This is a genomic window from Gilliamella sp. BG2 (assembly GCF_046635645.1).
GTDB lineage: Bacteria > Pseudomonadota > Gammaproteobacteria > Enterobacterales > Orbaceae > Gilliamella > Gilliamella bombi.
Map to the genome: position 1 here is coordinate 1 of NZ_JBIDFF010000042.1, position 10,074 is coordinate 10,074.

The following is a 10,074-nucleotide window of genomic DNA, read 5'->3' on the forward strand; positions in this document are numbered from 1 at the left end:
ATAAAAGTATAACCATTTTAAAAATTGTTGGCTAGTTTTTTGGCGGACTTTTTTGTAAAGAAATGTAAAGATGAAAATAATTCAACTTTAGGGATAGGGAATTTTTTGCACATTATCGACTGTCGATAACTAAAACTGTTTAGTATTTCAATCAGGGAGGTGTCGCTAGGCATTATGAAATTTTGCATAAAAATAACCTAATTTGGACAATATCACTGATATTATTAACTTGCGTAAAAGGCCAAAATGTTCTAAACCCTACTAAGCTTAAGAAGCATTAAAAAAATAAAAATGTTCAGGCTGTTATACGTTTAACTATAGGAATTAAAGCTTGATTATATTGAATATCTTTTTCAAAATATAATTTACACATAATACAAAGGAGGTATAGGTGTTATTTTCAATTACAAGATTTATTGCTGGCGGATGTTTGCCACTTTTGGGGGCCTTTTCTTTTTGCAGTTTTTTATTCAAAAATTATTATATTGGACTCATATTTATCATTATTGGCGTTTTAGCTTACTATCTGGTATTTATTAAATACACAAATATTATTATTAATAAACATATTACAATTTTTAAAAATGAGTTTAAGGATGAGTTTGTGCGTTCAAATTTTTATTGCGATAAAACTTACAAAAATTTTATGTATTTTGATCGAATGAACAAACAAATCTGCTTTACAGATAAAGATACAAATAAAATTGTATCAAGGCTTAATTATGATGATTTATTCTCTGCTAAATTTGATTTTCATCCTTATGTTATTATGAAATTTAAATTAATAAACCAAGAGATAGAAATTAAATTTAATTATTTTTCAAAAGATTATATTTCATTAAGAACAAGATTTTCTCGATTAACAACTATTTATGAATAATTAAGTTATTTAGACAGTAATAACGTTGCTTTTAGTGTACAAAGTATCTGTTTAGCCTCAAAGATTCGAGGCTATCACACGAGTAATTTAAAAATATCTTAGAATTTGTTAATTAACGGTGTAGACGATAAGGTTCATCCACCACAATAAAATCTTTTTCTTGCATTGCCTCACTTATCCATTCTTTAACACTATGAGTTTGACAAATAGTGTTAATGTAGTTGGTTAACGTTGCCGATGTTTTGATACCGAAATTTTTTAGCCTTAAACACATTGGTGCATAGAAAGCATCAGCAATAGTAAATTCACCAAATAAGTAGTTAGATTGAGGTAAATTAAAATTTAAGAAAGAAGATAATAATTCATCAACAAGAGAAATTTCATTTTTGACATCAGCATGATCACGTAAAATAATTTGCCCAATTTCGAAAAACTCAGCTTCAATATTCATTGGTAAATGTTTTCTAATAGCAGAAAATCCTGAATGCATTTTAGCCACTAAACTGCGAGCATTAGCCCTTTTTTTAGTATCTATCGGCCATAAAGCTAAGTTGGGATGTTTTTCAGCCAAGTATTCACAAATAGCCAAAGAATCAGATATCACCACATCATTATCAACTAAAATTGGTACTGTACCATATTTCGATATTGAGGATATTGTTGCTTTAAAAGCAGATTTATCGTCAAGGTTATCAAATCTAACAAACTTTTCATCAAAAGGAATACCAAAGTGTTTCATTACAACCCAAGGGCGCATAGACCACGTTGAATAGTTTTTATTACCTATATAAAGTTTGTAATTCACTTTCAATCTCCATCTAATTCAATAATATAAAGTTTGTTAATATTTATCTACTTGCTTAGTTTTATTGGTAAAGAATTTTAAGAATGATTATTTTTATTACAAATAAACCACATGAGTGCCTTTTTCGGGTTGAAAAGTAGCTTTGCCAAATTCATCTAAGAAATAAGCAATATGATCGGCTTTATCCCCTACTAATCGTCCTTTTACTTTGTTCCATGTCATGAGGACTATCATGGCATCAGGTTCACAGCAAATTAACATGGGTTGTTGAAATTCTTCGTTCCAATAAAACTCACCTCCGTATATTTTATGGGCGGTGAGCAACAAATAACATCCGTATTCTTGCGATATCATGTTGAGTTGTTCTTCTGGAATGCTAAAGTTTTTTTCAGCCAGTTCACTGATGATCATTTCAACAACCGTAATACTTTTTTCAGAGTAATCGAGCTGATTAATGCTCCATTTTGGACTATTTAATATCGCATTTTGTGCCCATGCTTCGATCTCTTGATATAATTCATTTTTTTGTTCAGTCATTTTTATTCACTTCGCTATTGAGTTTAATCTGTTCTAATTGCTTAACACTTTGCCACGCGTCTTCCATTTGTTCAAGCGTTGCATCAATTAAAGATAAGTTTTTTTGTTTGAGTATCGATTCTACTTGTTGAAATCGTCGGGTAAATTTTTTATTGGCTTGCTGTAAACAGAGTTCTGATTTAACCTTTAAATGTCTAGCTAAATTGACAGTCGCAAACAATAAATCACCAAGTTCTTCCTCAATTTTTTGTGGATCTTGTTTAGTGCGTTCTAATTCTTGCTCGACTTCACCAATTTCTTCTTTTACTTTATCAAGCACAGTTTTTATATCATGCCAATCAAAACCAACCGAGGCACAACGCTTTTGAATTTTTTCTGCTTGCATTAACGCTGGTATTGCTTGGGGTATATCGTCAAGCAATGAATATTGCGCTTTTTGGTCTCGTTCTTTTTGTTTAAGTTGTTCCCAGTTAGTTTTTTCATTCTTTTTTTCAGTAAAAATATGAGGATGACGATAAACTAATTTATCTACAACCGATAAACAAATCTCATCAAAATTAAAGCTTCCTTGTTCTTGGGCTAAATCAGCATAAAAGACAATGTGAAATAGTAGATCACCAAGTTCTTTTTTTAGCTCATCCATGTCTTGTTTATCAATTGCATCTAAAACTTCATAGGTTTCTTCTAAAGTATACGATTTTAGTGATGCAAAAGTTTGTTGCCGATCCCATTGACAACCATTAACAGGATCACGAAGTTGTTTGGTTATGGCTTGTAAGCGTTGTAATGCGTTCAAAATATCTCTCATAAATCAATCATTGATTGAACTATTGTAAATGGTTTCATAGCAAAACGGTTACTCTTTTAAACATTGGCGCTTATATATTTTGCTATTATTGATAATTATTTCACCAAAAATAATAATATAAATTGTAAAAATAGCCTTAAAGACGGAACTTCTAGCCGATAAATGTGAATTAAGTATATAATACCTGCTTATTAATTTAACGTTATTAAACAATATGAATAATTTACGCGAGCTTACTTTAAGAGGTACCATTCTCGGCGCTCTTATTACTGTTATTTTTACTGCATCGAATGTTTATCTTGGCTTAAAAGTTGGATTAACTTTTTCGTCAGCAATCCCTGCTGCAGTAATTTCAATGGCTGTATTGAAACTGTTTTCAGGTTCAACTATTTTAGAGAATAATATGGTGCAAACTCAGGCATCAGCAGCTGGCACTTTATCTTCAATTATTTTTGTGCTACCAGGGTTGTTAATGATTGGTTATTGGCAACACTTTCCTTTTTGGCTAACCTTTGCAATATGTGCCGCAGGCGGAATGCTTGGGGTTTTATTTTCAATTCCTTTACGTCATGTAATGGTCGTTAAAAGTAATTTACCTTATCCTGAAGGTGTGGCTGCCGCTGAAATTTTAAAAGCTGGCTCTAAAACCGATAATAATGAAGCTAATGATGGGCTAAAAGATATTTTATTTGGTGGCGTGATTGCATCCATTGTTAGCCTTTTTACTAATGGTTTTCGTGCGTTATCAGAAAGCACTGCTTATTGGTTTACTGCTGGTAAGTCTATTTTTCAACTGCCTATAGGGTTCTCATTAGCTTTACTTAGTGCTGGTTATTTAATCGGAATTATGTCTGGAATTGCTATTTTAATTGGTACTATTATTGGTTGGGTATTTGGCGTTCCAATTTTAAGTGCAATTACCGATTATGATACTAGTCAACCGTTATCTGAAGTTGCTATGGGATTTTGGGCAAAAGATATTCGTTTTATTGGTGCAGGGGTAATCGCAATTGCAGCCGTTTGGACATTACTCACGTTAATCAAACCGATGGCCGAAGGGTTAAAAATCTCGTTTAAAAGTATGCGTTCAGATGCGTCTGACAGTGATATTGCATCAACCGAGCGGGATTTATCACCTAAAACTATTTTAGTCATTATGGGCAGTATGTTAGCTATTTTGTTAGTGACTTTTTATAGCTTCATTGACAATAGTGGGTTATCAGCAGGCGTCGCTTGGACATTAGTTTTTTGCGCTGTATTATTTGCTTTTATTATGGGTTTTTTAGTGGCTGCCGCTTGTGGTTATATGGCTGGACTTGTTGGCTCATCAGCAAGCCCAATATCAGGAATAGCAATTGTTGCTGTGGTAGTCATTTCATTGATCTTATTAGGTTTAGGCGAAGCTAATGGTATGCTATCTTCTATTGAAGGTTCTAATTTTGCAACCGCACTTGCGCTCTTTACAACCAGTGCTGTATTGGCGATCGCTTGTATTTCAAATGATAATTTACAAGACCTAAAAACAGGTCATTTGGTTCATGCTACCCCTTGGAAACAACAAGTCGCATTATTACTTGGCTGTGTTGTTGGTGCAATTGTTATTGCGCCTATTTTAGAGATTTTATATAACGCTTATGGCTTTACTGGTGCTTTACCTCGCCAAGATATGGATGTAAGCCAAGTTTTAGCTGCACCACAAGCAACATTGATGACAACAATTGCTAAGGGAATTTTTGCTCATCAACTTGACTGGACGATGATTTTAATAGGACTTGCTTTAGGTGCTGCTATTATTATTGTTGATTTAATTCTTGCCCAAAATAAATCTAATTTTCGCATACCAGCTCTTGCTGTTGGGTTAGGCATTTATTTACCGCCAAGCATTACAACACCAATTATTATTGGTACTTTTTTATCATGGATAATTAAACGTAATGCGTACAAAAAAGCCCAAGCGCAAAATTTAGATCCAGAAGAACAATACAAAAAAGTTGATCGTAAAGCGGCGCTAATTGCATCGGGCCTGATTGTTGGTGAGAGCTTAGTTGGCGTGTTATTGGCTATTGTAATTGTGATTAGTATCACCAATGGCGGAAATGATGCTCCACTCGCAATACCGTTCGATTTAGGTATGTTACCGCAACTTTTAGGGCTTTTTGTTTTTGTTGGTATATGTACGTTCTTTATCCGTCGTGCTTTATCAGCAATTAAAAAATAGGTCTACGAATAATTAAATTTAAGCCCTTTTCGTTTCAACAAAGGGCTTTTTTTTTTAAATTGATTGTTTTATAACGTTCCTGATTTTAGATGATTAAAACAATTTTTATTAACCTACTTTATTTTGAATAATAGACATAAATATCATGATAGTTTTTGATTCGATCCAAGTGCGCCGTGGCGTTAACCTGCTATTAGATAATGCATCAGCAACCATTAATCCTCAACAAAAAGTGGGGTTAGTGGGTAAAAATGGCTGCGGAAAATCCACCCTTTTTTCGCTAATTAAAGGTGAAATCCAAGCTGATGCAGGCACATTGAGTGTTCCATCTCACTGGCAACTGGCTTGGGTTAATCAAGAAACACCAGCCTTGGATATTCCTGCGATTGAATATGCGATTGATGGCGATCGTGAATATCGTCAATTAGAAAAGCAGTTAAATATTGCCAATGAGCAAAATAATGGTCAACAAATTGCGGTCATTCATGAAAAGCTTGATACCATAGATGCATGGACAATTCGTGCACGAGCTGCAACATTATTACATGGTCTTGGTTTTTCTAATGAGCAATTAATGTCACCCGTTAAATCCTATTCTGGTGGTTGGCGAATGCGATTGAATTTGGCACAAGCGTTAATGTGTCGTTCTGATTTATTATTGCTTGATGAACCAACCAATCACCTTGATTTAGATGCTGTCATTTGGCTTGAAAAATGGCTAAGCAACTATCAAGGAACTTTAATTTTAATTTCTCACGATCGTGATTTTTTAGATCCTTTAGTCAATAAAATTATTCATATTGAACAAAAAAGTTTATTTGAATACACTGGTAACTACTCTTCATTTGAGATTCAGCGATCTACAAAGTTAGCACAACAACAATCTCTCTATGAAAGCCAACAACTTAAAGTTGCACACTTACAAAATTATATTGATCGATTTAGAGCCAAAGCAACAAAAGCTAAACAGGCGCAAAGCCGTATAAAAATGCTAGAAAGAATGGAACTAATTGCACCTGCGCATGTCGATAATCCATTTCATTTTAATTTTAAACCATCAGAATTCTTACCAAGCCCTTTGTTAATGATGGACAAAGTCGTAGCGGGTTATGATGATAAAATTATACTAGAAAAAATTAAGCTTAATTTAGTCCCTGGTTCACGCATTGGCTTATTAGGACGCAATGGTGCAGGTAAATCAACACTGATTAAATTGCTAGCTGGTGAACTTGCACCTAAAGAAGGCCATATTAATCTCGCTAAAGGTGTTCAATTAGGCTATTTTGCTCAACATCAATTAGAATATCTACGCCCCGATGAGTCACCACTTTGGCATTTAACGCAACTTGCTGAATCGAAAAATACAGAGCAAGAACTACGTAATTATTTAGGTGGATTTGATTTTCAAGGCGACAAAGTCACCGAGCCAGTTAAAACTTTCTCGGGTGGTGAAAAGGCGCGACTTGTTTTGGCTTTAATTGTATGGCAAAAACCAAATCTTCTTTTATTAGACGAACCAACTAACCACCTAGATTTAGATATGCGACAAGCATTGACTGAAGCGCTAATTGATTTTGATGGTGCATTAGTTGTGGTGTCACATGATCGCCATTTGTTGCGTTCGACCACCGATGAATTCTATTTAGTCCATGATCATAAAGTTGAACCATTTGACGGCGATCTTGATGATTATCAAAAATGGTTAGCCGAAGCACAAAAAGATGATAACCAATCAAATGACGAAATAAATTCACCCAAAAAAGAAAATACAAGTAATATATCAGCTCAAGATCGTAAAGAGCAAAAACGTAAACAAGCTGAATTACGTGCACAAATGCAGCCAATAAAAAAACAGTTACAAAAAGAAGAACAGATGCTTGATAAATTAACCCATCAATTAAAGCAAATTGAAGAACAACTGTCTGATCCTGCAATCTATGATGCGAGCAAAAAAAACGAACTTACAACTTTGTTACTAGAGCAAAGCCAACTTAAAAATCAATTAGAAGAAACAGAACTACAATGGTTAGAATTACAACAACAATTGGAATCGTTTAACTTAGATTAAATTGATCATTTCGGTTAATAGGCTTGAGGTAATGGCTATCCATTGTCTATAAGCCAGCTATTTAAATTCATAGGTTATCCTCGCCAATGTTATCGACGATATCATAGATATACATTTTTGCCTGTTCAAAATCATATCCCTCAATACCAAAAACGGATGTGCAAGATATCATACCTTCAAGTATTAACATAATTAGGCAAGATGCTTGTTCACATGACTTTGTGCCTCCTAGACATTCAAAAATCCTATCTTGAATCCACTTTTTATGTTCACTAACAATAGCGCATATTTCTTCGCTTTTATTGTTATATTCAGACTTGGCTCGTACAAACATACAACCACGGTAATTATCATTCTTAAACCATTTTATATGCCATGAAATAATTGCATTGATTTTGTCTTTTTTTTCAGAAAAAACAGCGATAACATCTGTAAGTGATTTTTTAAAACAATCATTCCGCCTAAGTAACACTTTACTTACAAGCCCATTTTTGTCACCAAAATATTTATATAATGTTCTTTTTGATACACCTGCATTTTCTGCAATAAGCTCTAAACTAACAGGATGATAACCATATTCATTAAACAGCGATTCAGCCGCAGCAAGTATCATATCAACAATTTCAGGCTTCAATTTCATTTTTTATTATTTGTAATTGCTAGAATATTTTTGATTCTATCACAACAACTCTAATATAGTTAATTATAAATAATGTTTGACCTTTATAGTTGATAAATATACATTAAGTAAACGATACGGTTTACTTAATAGACTTACTAGTTTTATTAAAATCCCACATTAACCAAACAGGAGAGATTTATGCTAGAAAAATTAAAAGGAGGAGAGGTGATGTCACCTAAACCTAACGCAGTAGCTATATTGAGAGGATTTATTGGGGGTGCTTTAGGGATTTTAACTTTGCTCGTAATCACTCAGTGGGGAGATACATTAGCAATTATGGCTCCATTTGGTGCAACATGCGTCTTGTTATTTGCTGCACCTAAATCTCCATTAGCACAACCAAGAAGTGTTATAGGAGGGCATTTTATTTCGTCTTTTATAGGTGTGTTGTTCATTAATTTATTTAGTAATGGAATTATACCGATAGCATTAGCAGTTGGGACATCTATCGCATTGATGCAGTTACTACGTGTAGTTCACGCTCCAGCTGGTGCAAACCCTATTTTAATCATGATGTCTGGAATTACTGACTATTCATTCTTGATAACACCAGTACTTATAGGTTCAGTTTTATTAGTCATGGTTGCTTTAATAGTTAATAATATAGGAATCGAAGCACGTAGGCCTAACTATTGGTTGGGATATCACTTTGATATGGGTAAAAGAATAAAAAAATCTAAAAAAGAATAGATTGCCTGTATTATATTAATAATAAATTATGATCCTATAGTGGTTTTATCTACCTTGGCAACTCACTTTGATTAAATATATTAGAAACAGAACTATTATTCTCAAATTCTGGAAAGGCATTATATTTCTTTCATAAAAACAAAAACCACAAGATAGACTCTTGTGGTTTTCTAAAAGATACAGCTAATTCAGTGAAAAACTATATCAAAAGATTAGCTCTTTTCAACTTGACTAAAATCTAGCTCTACAGGCGTTGAACGTCCAAAAATAGAAACCGATACTTTTAAGCGACTTTTTTCGTAATCAACTTCTTCTACTACACCATTAAAGTCAGCAAATGGACCTTCGTTAACACGAACAAGCTCGCCTGGTTCAAATAGTGTTTTAGGGCGTGGTTTATCACCTATTTGTTGTAAACGATTCATGATAGCATCAACTTCACGTTGGCTGATAGGCGCTGGTCGATCCGAAGTACCACCAATGAATCCCATTGTTCTTGGTACACTTTTTACTAAATGCCAAGTTGCATCATTCATCATCATTTCAACTAGCACATAACCAGGAAAGAATTTACGTTCACTTTTACGGCGTTGACCACTTTTCATTTCAACAACTTCTTCAGTGGGTACTAAAACTTCACCAAATGCATCTTCCATATTATGTAATTTGATGTATTCACGTAATGATTGTGCAACCCTCGCTTCATACCCAGAATAAGCTTGAATAACATACCATCGCTTTTGTTGTGTTTCGCTCATATTAACGCCCTATTGATGTTAAATAAAAGATGACTAAACGGAATACTGTATCCATCCCCCAAAGCGCTAAACCAACAAAAAGTGTAATAGCTGCAACAAGTAAAGTTGTTTGTGCTGTTTCTTTACGTGTTGGCCATACAACTTTTCTTAATTCTTTTCTAGATTCTTGTAAAAATAACAAAAATGACTTACCCATGTTTGTTGTAATCGCAATTAACAGCGTTAATAACGAAATTACAACAACTGCAATAATCCGAACGATTGTATTAGGTTGATATATATCATTTGGTTCAGCAAAATAAAAATTTCCCCAAACAACAAATGCAATCAATACTAAAACTAAACACCACTTAAATTTGTCTAGAATAGTATTTGAATCTTGACTCTCGTTACTTACTAGCATATAAAACCCATAATTATGTTATTTATAGTAATATCTATTTTCCAAAATGCTCTTTTATCAAAAACATTTTGCTAAACAGACTAGATAAGAAAGGGCATCTATTGATACCCTTTCTATTGGTAGCTAATACTAGATTATTTAATAACCCTAGCAACAACACCCGCACCAACAGTACGACCACCTTCACGAATCGCAAAACGTAAGCCGTCTGCCATTGCGATTGGG

At 33.7% G+C, this 10,074-nt stretch carries 10 protein-coding genes and 1 pseudogene; 4 read left to right on the top strand and 7 right to left on the bottom strand.

Translation table 11 applies throughout. The annotated features are described in order from the left end of the window. The first annotated feature begins 391 nt into the window (after positions 1–391). Positions 392–880, top strand: coding sequence for a hypothetical protein (locus ACGH6Q_RS11395; RefSeq protein WP_411592858.1), 489 nt, complete (start codon positions 392–394; stop codon positions 878–880). Between the two features lie 112 nt (positions 881–992). Here ACGH6Q_RS11395 and ACGH6Q_RS11400 read toward each other — a convergent pair whose 3' ends face one another. From ACGH6Q_RS11400 to mazG, 3 genes are all read right to left on the bottom strand, one after another. Then, positions 993–1,685 carry a glutathione S-transferase family protein gene (locus ACGH6Q_RS11400; protein WP_218055792.1) on the bottom strand — a complete coding sequence of 231 codons (693 nt, stop codon included), beginning with the start codon at positions 1,683–1,685 and terminating at the stop codon, positions 993–995. A gap of 96 nt (positions 1,686–1,781) precedes the next feature. Then, on the bottom strand, positions 1,782–2,222 hold the full coding sequence (locus tag ACGH6Q_RS11405; RefSeq protein ID WP_034913613.1) for a hypothetical protein: 441 nt from the start codon (positions 2,220–2,222) through the stop codon (positions 1,782–1,784). After that, positions 2,215–3,030 carry a nucleoside triphosphate pyrophosphohydrolase gene (gene mazG / locus ACGH6Q_RS11410; protein ID WP_411592859.1) on the bottom strand — a complete coding sequence of 272 codons (816 nt, stop codon included), beginning with the start codon at positions 3,028–3,030 and terminating at the stop codon, positions 2,215–2,217. Before mazG ends, ACGH6Q_RS11405 begins: the two co-directional genes overlap by 8 nt. Positions 3,031–3,220: 190 nt before the next feature. Here mazG and ACGH6Q_RS11415 point away from each other — a divergent pair, with 190 nt between their 5' ends. Both ACGH6Q_RS11415 and ACGH6Q_RS11420 read left to right on the top strand, forming a co-directional pair. Next, positions 3,221–5,248, top strand: a complete 2,028-nt coding sequence (locus ACGH6Q_RS11415) for an OPT family oligopeptide transporter (protein WP_411592861.1) — start codon at positions 3,221–3,223, stop codon at positions 5,246–5,248. A 145-nt stretch (positions 5,249–5,393) separates the two neighbouring features. Further along, on the top strand, positions 5,394–7,316 hold the full coding sequence (locus tag ACGH6Q_RS11420; RefSeq protein ID WP_411578596.1) for an ABC transporter ATP-binding protein: 1,923 nt from the start codon (positions 5,394–5,396) through the stop codon (positions 7,314–7,316). A 67-nt stretch (positions 7,317–7,383) separates the two neighbouring features. Here ACGH6Q_RS11420 and ACGH6Q_RS11425 read toward each other — a convergent pair whose 3' ends face one another. After that, positions 7,384–7,956, bottom strand: a complete 573-nt coding sequence (locus tag ACGH6Q_RS11425) for a TetR/AcrR family transcriptional regulator (RefSeq protein WP_065560458.1) — start codon at positions 7,954–7,956, stop codon at positions 7,384–7,386. A gap of 180 nt (positions 7,957–8,136) precedes the next feature. On the opposite strand from ACGH6Q_RS11425, the gene ACGH6Q_RS11430 reads away from it, so the two are divergent. Next, positions 8,137–8,688 (top strand): HPP family protein, encoded by a 552-nt coding sequence (locus ACGH6Q_RS11430; RefSeq protein ID WP_411592860.1) that lies wholly within the window; start codon positions 8,137–8,139, stop codon positions 8,686–8,688. A 212-nt stretch (positions 8,689–8,900) separates the two neighbouring features. Here ACGH6Q_RS11430 and nusG read toward each other — a convergent pair whose 3' ends face one another. From nusG to ACGH6Q_RS11445, 3 genes and pseudogenes are all read right to left on the bottom strand, one after another. Next, entirely contained in the window at positions 8,901–9,446 is a 546-nt protein-coding gene (gene nusG, locus ACGH6Q_RS11435) for a transcription termination/antitermination protein NusG (protein ID WP_034913625.1), read from the bottom strand. A 1-nt stretch (position 9,447) separates the two neighbouring features. Continuing rightward, positions 9,448–9,849, bottom strand: coding sequence for a preprotein translocase subunit SecE (gene secE / locus ACGH6Q_RS11440; protein WP_034913628.1), 402 nt, complete (start codon positions 9,847–9,849; stop codon positions 9,448–9,450). 134 nt (positions 9,850–9,983) lie between these two features. Further along, positions 9,984–10,074, bottom strand: a pseudogene (locus tag ACGH6Q_RS11445) (elongation factor Tu); the annotation flags it as partial.

Coding starts and splice junctions, on each gene's coding strand:
- ACGH6Q_RS11405 (WP_034913613.1), bottom strand. CDS start 2,222: ATGACTGAACAAAAAAATGAATTATATCAAGAGATCGAAGCATGGGCA.
- secE (WP_034913628.1), bottom strand. CDS start 9,849: ATGCTAGTAAGTAACGAGAGTCAAGATTCAAATACTATTCTAGACAAA.
- ACGH6Q_RS11430 (WP_411592860.1), top strand. CDS start 8,137: ATGCTAGAAAAATTAAAAGGAGGAGAGGTGATGTCACCTAAACCTAAC.
- ACGH6Q_RS11420 (WP_411578596.1), top strand. CDS start 5,394: ATGATAGTTTTTGATTCGATCCAAGTGCGCCGTGGCGTTAACCTGCTA.
- nusG (WP_034913625.1), bottom strand. CDS start 9,446: ATGAGCGAAACACAACAAAAGCGATGGTATGTTATTCAAGCTTATTCT.
- mazG (WP_411592859.1), bottom strand. CDS start 3,030: ATGAGAGATATTTTGAACGCATTACAACGCTTACAAGCCATAACCAAA.
- ACGH6Q_RS11425 (WP_065560458.1), bottom strand. CDS start 7,956: ATGAAATTGAAGCCTGAAATTGTTGATATGATACTTGCTGCGGCTGAA.